15 protein-coding genes and 1 other RNA gene are annotated in these 16,589 nt (G+C 40.7%); 10 read left to right on the forward strand and 6 right to left on the reverse strand.

Going from position 1 to position 16,589, the window contains the following annotated elements; translation table 11 throughout:
- The first annotated feature begins 7 nt into the window (after positions 1-7).
- Positions 8-643: a 16S rRNA (guanine(527)-N(7))-methyltransferase RsmG gene (gene rsmG, locus EWE74_RS19345; protein ID WP_130143354.1), complete on the forward strand. Its 636-nt coding sequence runs from the start codon at positions 8-10 to the stop codon at positions 641-643.
- A gap of 13 nt (positions 644-656) precedes the next feature.
- Here rsmG and EWE74_RS19350 read toward each other — a convergent pair whose 3' ends face one another.
- Positions 657-899, reverse strand: a complete 243-nt coding sequence (locus tag EWE74_RS19350; protein ID WP_130143307.1) for a hypothetical protein — start codon at positions 897-899, stop codon at positions 657-659.
- 65 nt (positions 900-964) lie between these two features.
- Here EWE74_RS19350 and dprA point away from each other — a divergent pair, with 65 nt between their 5' ends.
- From dprA to accD, 3 genes are all read left to right on the forward strand, one after another.
- Positions 965-2,062 carry a DNA-processing protein DprA gene (gene dprA / locus EWE74_RS19355; RefSeq protein WP_130143308.1) on the forward strand — a complete coding sequence of 366 codons (1,098 nt, stop codon included), beginning with the start codon at positions 965-967 and terminating at the stop codon, positions 2,060-2,062.
- A 122-nt stretch (positions 2,063-2,184) separates the two neighbouring features.
- Positions 2,185-2,282, forward strand: an RNA gene (ffs, locus tag EWE74_RS19360) — signal recognition particle sRNA small type.
- 193 nt (positions 2,283-2,475) lie between these two features.
- Positions 2,476-3,318, forward strand: a complete 843-nt coding sequence (accD, locus tag EWE74_RS19365) for an acetyl-CoA carboxylase, carboxyltransferase subunit beta (RefSeq protein WP_130143309.1) — start codon at positions 2,476-2,478, stop codon at positions 3,316-3,318.
- Position 3,319: 1 nt separating this feature from the next.
- On the opposite strand, the gene EWE74_RS19370 is transcribed toward accD, so the two are convergent.
- On the reverse strand, positions 3,320-3,670 hold the full coding sequence (locus tag EWE74_RS19370) for a hypothetical protein (protein WP_206365305.1): 351 nt from the start codon (positions 3,668-3,670) through the stop codon (positions 3,320-3,322).
- Between the two features lie 93 nt (positions 3,671-3,763).
- Between EWE74_RS19370 and EWE74_RS19375 the strand changes: the two genes are divergently transcribed.
- The 3 genes from EWE74_RS19375 to EWE74_RS19385 all read left to right on the forward strand — a co-directional run bounded on the left by EWE74_RS19375 (position 3,764) and on the right by EWE74_RS19385 (position 8,368).
- Positions 3,764-5,626 (forward strand): DNA topoisomerase IV subunit B, encoded by a 1,863-nt coding sequence (locus EWE74_RS19375; protein ID WP_130143310.1) that lies wholly within the window; start codon positions 3,764-3,766, stop codon positions 5,624-5,626.
- Positions 5,627-5,656: 30 nt separating this feature from the next.
- Positions 5,657-6,499, forward strand: a complete 843-nt coding sequence (purU, locus tag EWE74_RS19380; RefSeq protein WP_130143311.1) for a formyltetrahydrofolate deformylase — start codon at positions 5,657-5,659, stop codon at positions 6,497-6,499.
- A gap of 99 nt (positions 6,500-6,598) precedes the next feature.
- The gene (locus tag EWE74_RS19385) at positions 6,599-8,368 is read left to right on the forward strand and encodes a hypothetical protein (protein ID WP_130143312.1); all 1,770 of its coding nucleotides are present in this window, start codon (positions 6,599-6,601) and stop codon (positions 8,366-8,368) included.
- A gap of 10 nt (positions 8,369-8,378) precedes the next feature.
- Here the strand turns inward: EWE74_RS19385 and EWE74_RS19390 are convergent, their stop codons facing one another.
- From EWE74_RS19390 to EWE74_RS19400, 3 genes are all read right to left on the reverse strand, one after another.
- Positions 8,379-9,278: a class I SAM-dependent methyltransferase gene (locus EWE74_RS19390; protein ID WP_130143313.1), complete on the reverse strand. Its 900-nt coding sequence runs from the start codon at positions 9,276-9,278 to the stop codon at positions 8,379-8,381.
- 65 nt (positions 9,279-9,343) lie between these two features.
- Complete coding sequence (locus tag EWE74_RS19395; RefSeq protein ID WP_130143314.1) at positions 9,344-10,099, reverse strand: ABC transporter ATP-binding protein; 756 nt, start codon at positions 10,097-10,099, stop codon at positions 9,344-9,346.
- Positions 10,100-10,109: 10 nt separating this feature from the next.
- Complete coding sequence (locus EWE74_RS19400; RefSeq protein ID WP_130143315.1) at positions 10,110-10,844, reverse strand: MlaE family ABC transporter permease; 735 nt, start codon at positions 10,842-10,844, stop codon at positions 10,110-10,112.
- A gap of 167 nt (positions 10,845-11,011) precedes the next feature.
- Between EWE74_RS19400 and EWE74_RS19405 the strand changes: the two genes are divergently transcribed.
- Both EWE74_RS19405 and ispG read left to right on the forward strand, forming a co-directional pair.
- Complete coding sequence (locus EWE74_RS19405) at positions 11,012-11,938, forward strand: LiaI-LiaF-like domain-containing protein (RefSeq protein ID WP_130143316.1); 927 nt, start codon at positions 11,012-11,014, stop codon at positions 11,936-11,938.
- Positions 11,939-11,993: 55 nt separating this feature from the next.
- On the forward strand, positions 11,994-13,997 hold the full coding sequence (gene ispG / locus EWE74_RS19410; protein ID WP_130143317.1) for a (E)-4-hydroxy-3-methylbut-2-enyl-diphosphate synthase: 2,004 nt from the start codon (positions 11,994-11,996) through the stop codon (positions 13,995-13,997).
- A 15-nt stretch (positions 13,998-14,012) separates the two neighbouring features.
- On the opposite strand, the gene EWE74_RS19415 is transcribed toward ispG, so the two are convergent.
- Complete coding sequence (locus EWE74_RS19415) at positions 14,013-14,429, reverse strand: T9SS type A sorting domain-containing protein (protein ID WP_130143318.1); 417 nt, start codon at positions 14,427-14,429, stop codon at positions 14,013-14,015.
- A 200-nt stretch (positions 14,430-14,629) separates the two neighbouring features.
- On the opposite strand from EWE74_RS19415, the gene EWE74_RS19420 reads away from it, so the two are divergent.
- Positions 14,630-16,573: a KUP/HAK/KT family potassium transporter gene (locus EWE74_RS19420; protein ID WP_130143319.1), complete on the forward strand. Its 1,944-nt coding sequence runs from the start codon at positions 14,630-14,632 to the stop codon at positions 16,571-16,573.
- The last annotated feature ends 16 nt before the right edge of the window (positions 16,574-16,589 follow it).

A 16,589-nucleotide genomic window follows, 5' to 3' on the forward strand; every position in this document is an offset into this window, starting at 1 on the left:
GAATAGCATGAACCCTACAGTCGATATTATCTACAAATATTTTCCAACGTTAACGGAAAAACAAAAACAACAATTTGCGCAATTGGGGGAGGTGTACCCATTCTGGAATGACCAAATTAATGTCATTTCCAGAAAAGATATTGATAGCCTTTATTTGAAACATGTACTACATTCACTCGGTGTCGCCAAATTTATGCCGGAGTTCACACCCGGCACCAGGATATTGGACGTTGGAACTGGGGGTGGTTTTCCCGGTATACCTTTAGCGATCCTTTTTCCGGAAACACAATTTCATTTAGTCGATTCTATTGGAAAAAAAATTAAAGTGGTGCGTGAAGTGGCACTGGCTCTCGGTTTAGAAAATGTAGAGGCCGACCATATCCGTGCAGAGCAGTTGGATTATAAATATGATTTTGTAATATCGCGCGCAGTAACGCGTTTAGGCGAATTTGCTTCCTGGATTCGAAATAAATTTGAAAAACAAGATCGAAATGGTATTCCAAACGGCATTATTTATTTAAAAGGGGGCGATCTTCGGGATGAAATCAAAGAATCACGGCTCAAAGCAGAGCTACATCCACTATCCTCCTATTTTAAAGAGGATTTCTTTGACACAAAATACGTGGTATATGTGCCGATGTAGTAGGTTTACTTCATTACTGGCCTAATTCTTCGTCTATCTTTTTCCCGATAAGATTCACTTCCTCGTCCATGCCAAACATAGGTAATTCCGTTTCGGGGTTCAGCTTTAGCCAAGAGGTATCCGTATCTTTTACAATCTTAACATATTCTTTACCTTCTTTGAAAACAAGGTAAACATCTTTTTCTTCAGGGAAAACGGCATATACGATCTCACCGATTGCTATATCAAATGGTTCTTGGGCTCCTTGTAATTCCATTACGCTTTATTTTCAATCAAAGTTAGGATTTTTATACAAATTTCTTAACTTTAGATCTCTGAATTATGGCCATGCTCAAACAAATTGCACTTACAAAGATTAAAGGTGTAGGCTCCAAGACGGCGCGTACCTTATTAGCTTACTGCGGTTCAGTCGATGATATTTTTGACGCGAGTAAAAAGCAGCTGCTATCCATTCCAAATATCGGGAAAGCAACCGTGGAATCTATTCTCTCGAAAAACTATCTGTATGAAGCGGAACAAGAAATGGCTTTTGTCGAGAAGCACCGCATCGAAACACTTTGGATTGAAGACATAAATTATCCGCGTCGTTTAAGACAATGCGAAGATGCCCCACTTTTACTTTATTATAAAGGAGCAGCAGCTAAAAATCCTGATCGTTGTATCAGCATTGTGGGTACTAGGAATGCAACAGCATATGGAAAACGTCTTTGTGAAGAGCTGATTTCAACACTACGGGAATATGACATACAGATTGTAAGTGGCCTGGCGTATGGAATTGATGTACAAGCACATCGGCTAGCCCTTCGACATAAGATCCCCACTATTGGTGTCTTGGGCCATGGACTGGATAGGATATACCCCGCCGCACATCGGGATGTTGCTTCCCGTATGTTGGAGAATGGCGGTTTGCTTACGGAATACCCCTCGAACACCGTTCCCGATCGCAACAACTTTCCGGCAAGAAACCGCATTATTGCCGGGCTAGCCGACGTCACCATTGTAGTGGAAGCGGCAAAGAAAGGCGGTGCACTGATTACAGCTGAAATAGCCAACAGCTATAACAGAGACGTATGCGCTTTTCCAGGGGGGATAGATCAGGAATACTCCGCCGGCTGTAATTATTTGATTAAAACGCATCGGGCACATCTTATCCGCCATGCGGACGATCTGATATACCTCATGGGGTGGGAACGTCCAGCGCAAAAAAAAGAAGGGTTACAACTTCCGTTATTAACAAACAACTTGAGCAAGGATGAGCAACGGGTGTACAATTTTTTACGAGAAAGGGAACACGCGCAGGTTGATGAAATTGCCTCTCACCTGGATTGGCCTACGAGTAAATTGGCAATGATACTCTTAGAAATGGAGATGAACGGTATACTCCTCTCTTTACCTGGGAAAATTTACAAGATCTTGTAAAAACGTATGCCAAACAAACGTGCATACTTTTAAACGTGATTATTTGTAACTGACAATCAATCCTCTAAGCAAAGTCGTATAAAAAGTTTTTCAAAGAACTATTTTTTTACTATTTTTGTCGCAGGCAAGTCTCCTACGACCAGCTCCCTTTGACTCCCCCAGGTTGGGAACAAAGCAAGGGTATTAGGTTGAGCGGTGCGATAGGAGTAGCTTGCCTATTTTTATTTTATAAACCCCACAGTCCTCCACTACTTTCGTAACCTGCATCGCTCCTTCCGTCTTTTTTATACTATTTTTTTAGCTAATAACTTGTTCTTGAAAGGTGATGAAGCTATCAGATGTATTCATTCTCGCATGGGTTTGCATAAATCAGGAGGGTTTCGTTTATTTGTAGTCCGAATTATCGTGAACTTATGAGTTGGTTTAAAAGAAACAAGGCAGGGATCAGTACTGCAACTGAAAATAAAAAGGAAGCGCCTGACGGCATGTGGAATAAGTGTCCTAATTGCAAAAAGCCGCTACTTAACAGCGAACAAATTGAAAATCAATACGTTTGTCAATATTGTGATTACCATATCCGGATCGGTTCTGCTGCCTATTTCTCGATACTCTTCGATAACAACAACTACACGGAGTTATTTGAAAACTTAACATCCGGTGATCCGCTTCAGTTTTCTGACACAAAACCTTATCCTGTTCGTTTGGCCGACAGCCAGGCAAAAACCGGATTAAAAGATGCTATTCGCTGTGCACACGGTAAAATGGAAGATCAAGATATTGTGATTGCCTGCATGGATTTCACGTTTATCGGAGGCTCCATGGGATCCGTAGTTGGTGAAAAAATTGCACGTTCCATCGACTATTGTATAGCACATAAAACCCCCTTCATGTTGATTTCCAAATCGGGTGGAGCACGTATGATGGAAGCTGCTTTCTCCTTGATGCAGATGGCAAAGACGTCTGCAAAATTAGCGCTGTTAGCACAGGCTAAAATACCGTATATATGTTTGTTAACCGATCCAACGACAGGTGGTGTAACGGCTTCCTACGCGATGTTAGGAGACATTAATATTGCTGAGCCAGGTGCATTGATTGGGTTTGCCGGCCCACGTGTTATTAAAGAAACGATCAAAAAGGATTTACCGAAAGGATTTCAGACATCTGAATTTGTTTTGGAGCACGGCTTCCTAGATTTTATTGTAGATCGCCGGAATCTTAAACATAAAGTGGCCAATTATTTGCGATTGGTAAAATAAGCTATAATTGAAGATATTTTCTAAAAGCCCATAACTTACGGCTCTTTAAATATTGTAAATTTTGTTCATTTCGGTAGGCTTCCCGCTCGAAAGAGATATTAAAATAAGCCTCCCGAAATTTTCTATATTGTAGATAGCGTATGAAAAATTCGACAGCATACCATATATAGAAAGGAACAACCAACATCTCTGCTGCCTGCTTGATATGTATATTTTCGTGGTTTAATAAATATCTATCTTCTTTATAACGTTTGTCCAACAAAAAGATAAAAGGGAAAATAACGATGGCAATCGCTTTTCTTCCCGAAAAGATATTTGTCAAAAACCTATTTACAACGACTTTTCCTTTCATAGCTTTTTCTACAATAGGTTTAGGCAAAGAGCTTGCCGAAATTATCTAATCTTTTTCCTATTTTTGTTAGCAAAGAAAACTTGAACAAACCGTATGACAACATATAACGAAGACAGTATACGTTCCTTAGATTGGAAAGAACACATCCGTCTGCGTCCGGGTATGTATATCGGGAAATTGGGAGATGGTTCTGCTTATGACGATGGAATCTACGTATTGTTAAAGGAGATTGTTGACAACTCCATAGATGAATTCGTGATGGGAGCCGGCAAAACGATTGACATCACCGTCCACGATAATAAAGTAGCGGTGCGTGATTATGGTCGTGGAATTCCTATTGGATCCGTAGTGGATGTGGTTTCTAAAATCAATACCGGTGGTAAATATGACAGCAAAGCATTCCAAAAATCTGTAGGCCTAAACGGTGTGGGAACGAAAGCGGTAAATGCGCTTTCTGATCAGTTTACCGTACAGTCGTATCGTCAAGGGGTGACGCGTATCGCACAGTTTCAACGCGGCGAATTAGTGACTGACGAGCAAAAAGAAACCACACAACGCAATGGTACCGCAACAAGCTTTTATCCCGATGAAACGATTTTCCGGAACTACAAGTTCCGTATGGAGTTTGTCGAAAACATGATATGGAACTACGTGTTTCTTAATGCCGGACTGACAATCAATTTCAACGGACAAAAGTTTGTTTCTGAACATGGGCTCAAAGACTTGCTCGAACGCAATATTGACGCCGAATCCATGCGCTATCCTATTATTCATTTAAGAGGTGAGGATATTGAAATAGCGTTGACCCACGGTCAGCAATATGGTGAGGAATACTATTCGTTTGTAAATGGCCAACACACGACGCAAGGTGGCACGCACCAAGCAGCATTCCGCGAAGCCGTTGTAAAAACCGTTCGGGAATTTTATAAAAAGGAATTTGATGCTTCCGATATCCGGTCGTCTATTATTGGAGCAATTGCGATCAAAGTACAAGAACCGGTATTTGAGTCGCAAACAAAAACAAAACTTGGATCACAAAGCATCGGTCCTGAAGGTCCGACGGTCCGTACGTTTATCAACGATTTTGTCAAAAAGGCACTAGACGATTACCTGCACAAAAATTCGACGACGGCTGACGCCCTGCTCAAACGTATCTTGCAATCAGAACGTGAGCGAAAAGATATTGCAGGTATTAAGAAGCTTGCTAATGAACGCGCCAAGAAAGCGTCTTTGCACAATCGAAAACTACGTGACTGCAAGATTCACTTTAACGATAAAAACGAACGCAACCTAGAAACAACTTTGTTTATCACAGAGGGGGATTCGGCAAGTGGCTCCATTACCAAATCGCGTGATGTACAAACCCAAGCGGTATTCAGTCTGAAAGGGAAACCCTTGAACTCTTATGGCATGTCGAAGAAAATCGTCTATGAGAATGAGGAGTTTAATTTATTGCAACATGCCTTGAATATTGAAGACGGACTGGACGGACTGCGTTATAACAATATCGTTATCGCGACAGATGCGGACGTGGATGGTATGCACATCCGTTTGCTGTTACTCACTTTCTTTTTGCAATTTTTTCCGGATTTGGTCAAAGCTGGACATGTATCTATTTTGCAAACGCCACTATTCCGTGTACGAAATAAAAAGGAAACCATCTATTGCTATTCGGATGAGGAACGTCAACGTGCTATTTCCAAATTAGGTGGTAAACCGGAGATAACCCGGTTCAAGGGTTTAGGTGAGATTTCCCCATCCGAATTCGGACTTTTCATTGGCAAAGACATACGTTTGGACCCCGTGATTCTTTCAAAGGACAACAAACTTCCGCAATTGTTGGAATATTATATGGGCAAAAATACACCCGATAGGCAAAAACATATTGTGGAAAACCTACGCATTGAAATCGATCTAGAAGAAGAACTTGCTAAAGCTGCTGCCGTTGCCTCCTAAAAAGGCAATGGTATTTACTACAACTAAATAATGAACAATCAAACCTTAATACTGATCCAGTGCCAAGATGCGGTGGGCCTGGTTGCCAGTGTCGCTCATATCATCGCCAAACATCATTTGAACATCGTAACCATGCGGGAATTTGTAGATGAAGAAAATCACAAATTCTTCGTCCGTGTAGTGTGCAGTGGCGTACCAGCGGCTACGGCACTATTGCAACAGGATTTGGAAGAGAACCTACCTGCCCGGGCACAAGTGTCCATCAATCCTGCTCGCGAAAAGAAACTCGTTATATTAGTCACGAAAGAACATCATTGTCTTGCGGACATCCTGGTCCGTCATTTCTTCAAGACACTGAATGCTTCTATAAAAGCAGTCGTTGGGAATTACGACACGCTGCAAGAATTCACCGAAAAATTCGATATTCCTTATCACTGTGTATCGCATGAGAACAAAAGCAAGGAAGAATTTGAACAGGAACTGGCAGACACCATTATGCCATACCAACCAGATTATATTGTATTAGCAAAGTTTATGCGGATTCTCTCACCAGCTTTCGTCGCAAAATTTGAGAATAAGCTTATTAATATCCACCATTCTTTCCTTCCCGCTTTTATTGGTGCAAACCCCTATCGACAGGCTTACAAACGAGGGGTAAAAATTATCGGTGCAACAGCACATTACGTCACCAACGACTTGGATGAAGGCCCTATTATTGTGCAACGTACCAAATCAATCAACCATAGCTATGATGTTCCCAATTTGGTTACCGCAGGAAAGGAAATCGAAAAGGCGGTATTAAGCCATGCCATCCATTTGTTAACGGAAGACCGGGTAATGTTGCAGGGCAACAAGACGATTGTTTTTGAGTAGAGATCCTATAGAAAAATGATTTGAATCATTTTTTAAAGGCGTATGCGTTATTTTATACCTGCGTGAAATTACTGTATTTTGTAATGACACACATTATATATGAAACACGCATTCCACATCCCTGTATTAGGGTTAGCTTTCTCCATTGACTCTCCATTAAAAGTTGCAAAATTTGGTATCTCTTCGGTTATGTCTATTGTAGACGATGAGCTTATCGAGCGTATGCGAGCGTTCCATGCACAAGAAAACCAGCTTTATTACGTTTCCATAAAGAAAACCGAGAAAGATTATCGTGCCAAGCGAATTACGGCTTATCTCAATTTAGTACAACAAATTATTGATATGCAGATTTTCCATATCAAGAACGAGGAATTCTCACCAGATTCTGACTTAACAAAATATTTTGAACTATTGCCGGATAGTGACTTCAGCAAGCGACGTTACAAAACAATGTTAGAAACGGAGGGGGTAGCTCAAAAAACGGCTCTACAAGAAGAATTAAAAACAATGGTGGTGCCGGGAGAAATCGATGTCAATATTATGGCAAAAGTCGATAAACTCAACGTGGATGCAAAGGGAAATAAGTTAGACGAAAAATATTCGGATGCTTTGGCAGCATTACGAGGTTTCGCGCAATCTAACTTACGGTCTTCCGTTGTGTTGTCAGCCGGTATGAATCCCCGTTTATACAATTACCTTACCGAATTGCCGCCCTTCTTCCCAAACCGATATGGGGTATTGGAAAAGAAAATTATATTGAAAGTATCCGACTATCGATCTGCCTATATTCAAGCGAAATATCTTGCTAAAAAAGGATTGTGGGTTTCTGAGTTCCGTATAGAGTCTGGCTTAAATTGTGGTGGACACGCGTTTGCAACAGAGGGTTATTTACTCGGTCCTATTCTGGAAGAGTTTAAACAAAAGAAAGAAGAGCTTGTTCAAGAGCTTTCCAGTATATACAGAGCAGCTCTACTTGAAAAGGGCACATCGAATGTCCATACGCTCCCCATTAAATTTGCTGTACAGGGAGGAATAGGAACGGCTGAAGAACAGGTATTTCTTTTAACTTATTATGGTTTTGATAGCGCAGGGTGGGGATCTCCGTTTTTATTAGTTCCCGAAGCGACGACAGTGGATGACGATACATTAACGCAATTAATACGGGCGGATAAATCGGATTTCTATCTAAGTGACTCTTCTCCACTCGGTGTTCCTTTCAATAATTTTAAGGGAAGTACAGCGGAACAAAGACGAATGGAACGTATAGCTAAAGGTGTTCCGGGAAGTCCTTGTACAAAAAAATATTTGGTATCCAACACCGAGTTTTCAGAAGAACCTATATGTACGGCTTCCCGTGTTTATCAACATGCTAAAATTAACGAATTAAAAAGTCGCACGCTTCCCGATGCTGAATTTCAGTCGCAGTTTGATAAAATTACAGCGAAAACCTGCTTATGTGAGGGACTTGCCGCGTCTGCCTATTTAAAATATAACATACAGAAGCCAAAAGAGAGCACGGCAGTTTCTATCTGTCCTGGTCCAAATACGGCATACTTTGAAGACACCTACACACTAAAAGAAATGGTAGACCATATATATGGCCGTCGTCCTTTAGCTTTGAAAGAAAGACCGTCTATTTTTCTAAACGAATTGCACCTTTATGTAGAATATCTCAAAAATATGGCAAAAAACAGCTTCGACGATGTAAAAAAGCTGAAAGTTATCCAGAAATTCAAAGATCAACTGCTACGGGGAGTAGCTTATTACCGCACAATAACCAATGAAATGGAGAAGTTTGGGTTTAAAGAAACACGAAGTTTTTTATCGATGCTAAGTAATTACGAGGAGGAATTGAAAGGTCAGGGATAAGAAAAGCCCGCTATGTTATCTTTCTAAATTTTCCAAAAACGCCTAACGGGAGTTTGGAACCTGCAGTTGCTTGTAAATAAAGTTCTCCGATCTCTAGGTTTTCCACTTGTGGGAAAGCCGTTCGTATTAGGTTCTCCACGATGACGGAAGAAAAACCCAAAGAATAGGTATTCAAAATGAGAAAATGTTCTTTTGGATCGAGGAGTTGTACGACATCACGCATCATCTCCATAATATGATCTTCGAGTTTCCATTTTTCGCCTTTGGGTCCATGGCCGTATGCGGGAGGATCCAATATAATACCGTGGTATTTATTGCCACGCTTTAATTCTCGTTTTACAAATTTAAGCGCATCCTCTACTACCCAACGGATATTATCTAGGCCTGATAGTTCTTGGTTTTCGTTCGCCCAGGTAACAACCTGTTTAATAGAATCAACATGGGTCGTGTCTGCCCCTGCAGCTTTTGCGATCAACGAGGCCCCACCGGTGTAAGCGAATAAATTAAGTACTTTAGGATGAGGTGCACTAAACGACTTGACAGATTCGGAAATATAGTCCCAGTTCACAGCTTGCTCCGGAAATATGCCCACGTGCTTGAATGATGTCAACCCTAACCGAAATTTAATCGCTACATCGTTATTTTTGTATTCGATATGCCAACGATCCCGGATGCTGGGGCTCTTCTTTAGCCAATCTCCGGACGTCGCAGAACGTCCTTTAAACCGGATATGATGTCTTTTCGTCCATTCGGCTTCCGATAAAGTTTTCGGCCACACCGCTTGTGGTTCCGGACGGATCAAGAGCACATCACCGAAACGCTCCAGCTTTTCAAAATCACCGCAATCGATAAGTTCATAATCCTCCCAGTGGTGTGGTGTAAGAAGTTGTATATTTGTTGTAGAAGTCAATTTTAGATATTTTGATGTCAAATATTAGACGCCACAAAGATAGACATTCGCTTGGAGATGTTGCACTATTTTATGGAATCTCTCGCAGCCTTCATGAGCGGACTGGCAAAGACAAAATCATTCAATTCCTGCACATCCGAACGCAACATTTCCTCATTGGATCCTTCCCAGAATTTTTGGCCGTTATATAAAAACAAAATATAATCGCCTATGCCCATCACCGAGTTCATGTCATGTGTTACTACTAACGTCGTACATTGATATTCCTCCGTTAACTCTTGGATTAACTCATCAATCAATATCGAGGTGGCAGGATCGAGACCAGAATTCGGCTCATCACAAAATAAATATTTAGGACTCATGCTAATAGCTCGTGCAATACCGACCCTTTTTTTCATCCCTCCTGAAAGTTCGGATGGATATAATTTATTAACGTTTTTCAGATTTACACGGTCTAGACAGAAATTAGCACGTTCTGTTTTTTCCGCTTGGCTCATATCCGTAAACATGCTCAATGCAAAAATAATATTCTGTTCGACCGTCATAGAGTCGAACAAAGCGGAGTTTTGAAACAACATTCCTAGATTCTTTCGGATAGGAATGCGTTCTTCAAAATCCATTCCGGTAAACTCTTGCTGATCAAAAAATACTTTCCCCTGGTCGGGCTCGTGGAGACCAACAATACACTTCAGTAAGGTACTCTTACCGGAACCCGATCCCCCGATAATCAAGTTCACTTTGCCGGGTTCAAAAATGGCATCGATTCCTTTCAATACCTCGTTGTCACCAAATGACTTGTATATATTTTGAATCTCAATCATAAATTTATTACTACAACATTAATGCGGTAATGATATAATCGCAGGCCAAAATCGCGATACAACCAATGACCACGGCTTGCGTACCGGCCTGTCCGACCTCCAATGCACCACCTCTAACATAAAACCCTTTATATGCAGGAACCGAGGTAATGATAAAACCATAAATGATGGCTTTAACAATGGCAACGGTCACTGTAAAGCCATTGAAACCTTCTTGTATACCTTGTATATAATCCGATGGTGCGACTGCTCCTGATAAACTACCTCCTATTAAACCACCGGCGATAGCACAGAAAATAGCGATTATAACCAATACGGGAACCATAATCACACCCGCAAGAATCTTCGGGAGGATTAAGAAACCAGGTGCATTTATCCCCATAATCTCCAACGCATCTATTTGCTCCGTTACACGCATCGAACCAATCTGAGAGGAAATAGCGGAGCCCACCTTCCCCATCAATACCAAACCCGAAATGGTAGGACCCAATTCTAAAATATTAGAATCCCGGTTGATCTGTCCGATAACGGTGCTTGGAATAAGATCAGAGACCAACTGAAAGGCAATTTGCAGTGTCATAACCGCTCCGATGAATGTAGAAATAATCAAAATTAAGCTTAATGAGCCTATCCCTATTTCGTTCATTTCATGAAAAATCTCTTTTAAATATATTTTCCATTTCTCAGGTTTTTTGAAAACCTTCCTCAACAACAAGATATAAGAACCAAAATGATGAAATATCATAGAATAATCGACCTTTCGTTAAATACTATTGCAATATACACATTTGCATGGAAGATATTTCACCGATAGAATGGTTTATTTCACCGAAAGTATTTATCATATAACCTAAAAGGGATTTTATAGAAAAATCGTAACTTGTAGCTTTGAGCTGTTATATTTACAGAAGTATGGAAAATAAGATAACATCCGGAATTTGGTTTGTCTTTATAGGTGTGGTGCTTTTATTACACAACCTCGACATTATACATTTTAATTTTTGGGCAATAATCAAATACTGGCCGTTGCTCATTGTTATCGCCGGAGTCAACCTAATCGCCCAAGACAAACTGTATGGAAACTATATTAAAATTGGCTGTAACCTACTATTTTTAGGGTGGATTTTGTATGTGGGCATGTCGGCGTCTAAAGCGGATTGGACAGAACCCCTGTATAACAACAAATACATTAATATCGATAATACGGACAAGGATGCTACGCTATCCGATCTGGTTCAGATCCCGTTTGATTCGGCAATGAAAGAGTCGGCCCTAGAGTTTAATGGAGGAGCGGGGAAATTTGAGATGAAGGTTGAAGAAAAGAACAACCTCGTATCGGCTAGGTCTAAGGCCAACGACATGGGTATGAGTATGAAAACAGCACTAGAAGACGGTAAACAAAAAGTCGTTATCAATGCGAAACCTACCTCAAAAGGCAAAAAGTCAGACGCAGTTCTTCTAAATCTTCATGCCGATGTGCGCTGGAACCTAAATTTAAATTATGGCGCAGCTAATATCAACGGCGATTTGTCTACGCTAAAATTCGGACACCTTGAGATCAACACCGGGGCAAGCAACATGAACCTAACATTAGGGCTCCCACAAGTACATAATTCAAAAATTGACATCGCTACCGCCGCTTCAAAAATCCATTTCCGCATTCCAAAAGAGGCCGCCATTAAAGTAGAATATACATCGATCTTATCGAAAAACTCATTCGAAGGTTTTGAAACCAACGAAAGTGGTATTGCAAAAACAGCAAATTACGACGAAGCGGAGAATAAATTTAATATTGAGCTGGAAGGAGCTGCCAATAATTTCACCATAACCCGATATTGATATAGCATATTGCAAAAAGTAAAATGAGAAAAAAACGCTAACTTTGTACCTACGCATGGACACAACGAACGCAATCATTTTACCTGGGGGATATTGTAATTCCAAAACATCTTATAGTCGATTTTTGACGCGGGAAGTAAACGTGGGCGATATTCCTATGGGAGGAGATCATCCTATTCGTATTCAGAGTATGACGACGGTCGACACCATGGATACCTTAGGATCAATAGAACAAACTATCCGCATGGTAGATGCCGGATGTGAATATGTGCGAATTACCGCACCAAGCATCAAAGAGGCAGAAAATCTGGCCAATATTAAGAAAGAACTAAAAATACGGGGCTATAATGTCCCCTTGGTAGCCGACATCCATTTCACACCAAACGCCGCTGAGGTAGCTGCACGTATCGTGGAAAAAGTGCGTATCAACCCGGGCAATTATGCTGACAAAAAGAAATTTGACCAGATAGAATATACCGATGCGGCCTATCAAGGTGAATTGGAACGTATCTATAAAAAATTTGCGCCTTTAGTTAAGATATGCCAGGAATATGGCACTGCTATGCGCATTGGTACTAACCATGGGTCGCTTTCTGACCGTATTATGAGCCGATACGGAGATACGCCTGAGGGTATGGTAGAATCCGCTTTAGAATTTATACGGATTTGTGAAGATTTACGATATTATAACCTCGTCGTGTCGATGAAATCATCCAACCCGCAAGTAATGGTACGTGCTTATCGCCTACTAGTCGAAAAAATGGTGGCGGAAAATATGAATTATCCCCTTCATTTAGGGGTTACAGAAGCGGGAGATGGTGAAGATGGACGGGTAAAATCCGCCGTTGGCATTGGTACATTATTGGAAGATGGGTTGGGTGACACTATTCGAGTTTCGCTAACCGAAGAGCCTGAATATGAAATCCCTGTTGCGCGGGCCTTAGTTAATCGATATACTGACCGCAAGACACAACAGGAACAGACACCTCCGCGCGAAATTGTCAACCTATCCGGCCATACGGACACCATGCCTTATGAAACAATGGAAGTCAATGCATTTATTGGTGGCTCTTTGGTTCCCAGGGTGGTTGCCGATATCTCCCGCGAAAATTTGAAAGCCCCATTCGTACTGACTGCTGTCGGTTATCGATACGATGTATTGAATGATAAATACCATATGGGTGACCAATCGGTAGACTTTGTTTATCTCGGTTCGCAATTGCCTTCGTTTACATTGCCCGGAAACCTCAAGGTGCTATACGATTATGATACTTGGCAAAATTTAGCTGACAAAGCTAATAAACATCCTGTCTATTCGTTAAAAAGCTTTCAGGAGGCTTCGGTACATGACCCTTCCTTAAATTTGATAACGTTGTCGAATGATGATCTGGAGGGGGATTTTTTCGCGAATTTACAGATAAATAACACGGTTGTGTTCGTTTTAGAGACTAATCACTTGCATGGCATGGCAGATCAGCGCCAGTTTTTTAACAACTTGCAAACTATCGGTGTAAATAACCCGGTTATCATAAAACGAAGTTACCCCGTAGCAGAATTTTTAGGCCCTGTCGGAGATATCATGCATCCGGAAGAACCGATCTCCAAAATACAGCTATACGCTGCAACGGATATGGGGGCTTTACTTGTTGACGGATTGGGATCCGGCATTTGGATCGACTCTCCTGCGACCCCGTTGGATAAACTTGCTTCATTATCTTTCGGGATTTTACAAGCTACCCGCTCCCGTATCTCAAAAACAGAATATATATCCTGCCCAAGCTGTGGACGGACACTCTTTGATCTACAGGAAACAACGCAAATGATCAGAAGCCGTACCAATCATTTAAAAGGTCTAAAAATCGGCATTATGGGTTGTATCGTGAATGGACCTGGCGAAATGGCAGACGCAGATTATGGGTATGTAGGTGCTGGCCCAGATAAAATAACGCTTTATAGAGGCAAAGAAGTCGTCAAAAGAAACGTTAGCTCGGTCAATGCTTTAGATGAATTGATAGAGATTATAAAAAATGATGGATTATGGATAGATGCGGATGCGTAATCCTATCCGCTAAGACTATCTTACAGAAATACGTTTGACTACAGTCTCTGTTCCGGAGGACACCCGTACAAAATAGAAGCCTGCTGTAAGCTTTCCGTCGGTATCAAAGGATAAACTCTGCAAACCAGCATCTAAACGCCCGTTCATTAAATTTAGAACCTCATTTCCTAACGCGTCCATGACCTTAATAACAACAGTATTTTGTTGACTTAACGTGAAGTTTAGGGTAATTTGTTCTGCTACGGGATTATAAAACACTTTTACATTATTGATCAACTTTTCGCTGTCTTGATCACTATTAGGCATAGAAAAAGCGTGAAATGTCATATTTGCTTTTTCCAAGACAGTGTGGATAGGCATAGCTTTTCCTACACCAAGCATGGTTATGCTTGCGAGTGTAAATAATGCTATCTTTTTCCTTAATCCTGTCATGTTAAAATTTCATCAGTAAGTAGATTAGAGTATTAGTGTAATTGATACTAACAAAGTTACCTTTTTTGACTTACGGTTGGACACTTTTTTTTATTTTTTTTCACCCTTTAACAATTTTTAACAAGATTATACGTTGTCCTTTTTGTCATTATAAAAATACACGTATTTTTAATGTATGTTTGCTTCCTAATTTTTAAAGAATGAAACCCAATAAGCATTCCGATGCGAATAAGCTAAGCGTTGCCGGCTTATTAATTAGCTTAGGCATCATTTTCGGGGATATCGGTACCTCTCCTCTTTATGTTGTAAAAGCAATTTTCAACAAGGGCACTATAGAAGAAAATCTTATTTTAGGTAGTTTATCCTGTGTCTTTTGGACGCTGACTTTACAGACTACGATAAAATACGTCTGGATTACGCTGCAGGCCGATAATAAAGGCGAGGGAGGCATTCTTTCTCTTTATTCCTTGGTTCGCAAAAAGGCAAAATGGCTTATTATTCCCGCCATTATCGGTGCCAGCGCTTTGCTAGCGGATGGCATGATTACGCCAGCAATCACTATTTCATCTGCCATTGAGGGATTAGCCATACGAAACCCGGAAATACCGACCGTACCTATTGTCATCGCGATTATAAGTTTATTATTCTTTATCCAACGATTTGGCACCTCCATCGTAGGGCGTATTTTTGGTCCCTTGATGTTTATATGGTTTAGTATGATCGGAATTTTAGGGTTATTATATATCGTACGCGCCCCAGAAGTATTTTACGCTTTAAACCCTTACTACGCTGTTGTAACGATTATCAACCATCCAAATTCTCTTTTCTTAATCGGCGCGATATTCCTATGTACCACGGGAGCGGAAGCTTTATATTCTGATATGGGACATTGTGGAAAATCCAATATCCGCATGAGTTGGATATTTGTTAAACTCATGCTCATTTTCAATTATTTCGGACAGGGTTCGTGGCTCCTGGAACACGCGGGTACATCCATTGGAGATACGAATCCCTTTTATGCTATTATGCCCAATGCATTTGTCGGTTATGGTGTTATTATCGCCACTATAGCCGCAATCATTGCAAGTCAAGCTATGATATCCGGATCTTTCACCTTAATTTCCGAAGCTGTACGTTTAAATATATGGCCAAAAGTCTCTATTCGCTATCCCAGTGATCATAAAGGACAGTTATACGTGCCATCCATAAACTTTATTCTATATATCGGTTGTATGTTGATAATAGCTGTATTTCAACATTCCTCCAATATGGAGGCCGCTTACGGGTTGGCTATAAACCTAACATTTATTGCCACGACAATTTTGATGTGCGTCTTCTTATCGAGGGTACATGTATCCAACGTATGGATTGTGATTTTTGCTTTATTCTATTTTACTATAGAAATCGGGTTTCTTGCCGGAAACCTTGTAAAATTGACACATGGAGGATGGCTCACATTACTGCTAGCCAGCACCTTATTTGTGGTCATGTTTGCCTGGTATGGTGCACGTAAAATCAAAAATAGTTTTGTTCGCTTTAACGACATCCGTCCATATTTCTCGATTATTGGAGAGTTAAGCGAGGACAAGTCGGTTCCAGTGTTCGCGTCACATCTCGTGTATCTGACAAGTGCAAATAACAAAAACGAAATCGAGTCCAAAATCATTTATTCTATCTTGAACAAAAAACCCAAACGGGCGGATGTATATTGGCTTGTACATGTTGATGTAATGGATAATCCGCATACAAGGGAGTATTTCGTGGAACAACTTATACCTCAAAAATTAATCCGCATCGACTTTAAACTAGGATTTAGAGAAGAACAGCGCATTAGTTTATTATTCCGAAAAGTTGTAGAAGATATGGTAGAAAAAGGGGAAATTGACATTACCAGCAACTATGATACTTTGCGAAAACACGGTATAGCAGGCGATTTTAATTTCGTCGTACTTGAAAAGATAATCGCCAAAACACATGATCTGAAATGGCATGAAAAAATCATTTTAGAAATATATAAAGCGTTAAAAAAATTCAGTTTGTCAGAAGAAAAAAGTTTTGGCTTGGATAGTAGCTTTGTAACACTTGAACGTGTTCCACTAAACATCCCCAACACCAAGGAAGTTTCGCTCCGAAGACTCCCATAGTGGCTATCTTCTTAAA

The sequence above is a fragment of the Sphingobacterium corticibacterium genome (assembly GCF_004208525.1).
Taxonomy (GTDB): domain Bacteria; phylum Bacteroidota; class Bacteroidia; order Sphingobacteriales; family Sphingobacteriaceae; genus Sphingobacterium; species Sphingobacterium corticibacterium.

Coding starts and splice junctions, on each gene's coding strand:
- accD (WP_130143309.1), top strand. CDS start 2,476: ATGAGTTGGTTTAAAAGAAACAAGGCAGGGATCAGTACTGCAACTGAA.
- EWE74_RS19385 (WP_130143312.1), top strand. CDS start 6,599: ATGAAACACGCATTCCACATCCCTGTATTAGGGTTAGCTTTCTCCATT.
- rsmG (WP_130143354.1), top strand. CDS start 8: ATGAACCCTACAGTCGATATTATCTACAAATATTTTCCAACGTTAACG.
- EWE74_RS19405 (WP_130143316.1), top strand. CDS start 11,012: ATGGAAAATAAGATAACATCCGGAATTTGGTTTGTCTTTATAGGTGTG.
- ispG (WP_130143317.1), top strand. CDS start 11,994: ATGGACACAACGAACGCAATCATTTTACCTGGGGGATATTGTAATTCC.
- EWE74_RS19395 (WP_130143314.1), bottom strand. CDS start 10,099: ATGATTGAGATTCAAAATATATACAAGTCATTTGGTGACAACGAGGTA.
- EWE74_RS19350 (WP_130143307.1), bottom strand. CDS start 899: ATGGAATTACAAGGAGCCCAAGAACCATTTGATATAGCAATCGGTGAG.
- EWE74_RS19415 (WP_130143318.1), bottom strand. CDS start 14,429: ATGACAGGATTAAGGAAAAAGATAGCATTATTTACACTCGCAAGCATA.
- EWE74_RS19370 (WP_206365305.1), bottom strand. CDS start 3,670: ATGAAAGGAAAAGTCGTTGTAAATAGGTTTTTGACAAATATCTTTTCG.
- EWE74_RS19420 (WP_130143319.1), top strand. CDS start 14,630: ATGAAACCCAATAAGCATTCCGATGCGAATAAGCTAAGCGTTGCCGGC.
- dprA (WP_130143308.1), top strand. CDS start 965: ATGGCCATGCTCAAACAAATTGCACTTACAAAGATTAAAGGTGTAGGC.
- purU (WP_130143311.1), top strand. CDS start 5,657: ATGAACAATCAAACCTTAATACTGATCCAGTGCCAAGATGCGGTGGGC.
- EWE74_RS19400 (WP_130143315.1), bottom strand. CDS start 10,844: ATGATATTTCATCATTTTGGTTCTTATATCTTGTTGTTGAGGAAGGTT.
- EWE74_RS19375 (WP_130143310.1), top strand. CDS start 3,764: ATGACAACATATAACGAAGACAGTATACGTTCCTTAGATTGGAAAGAA.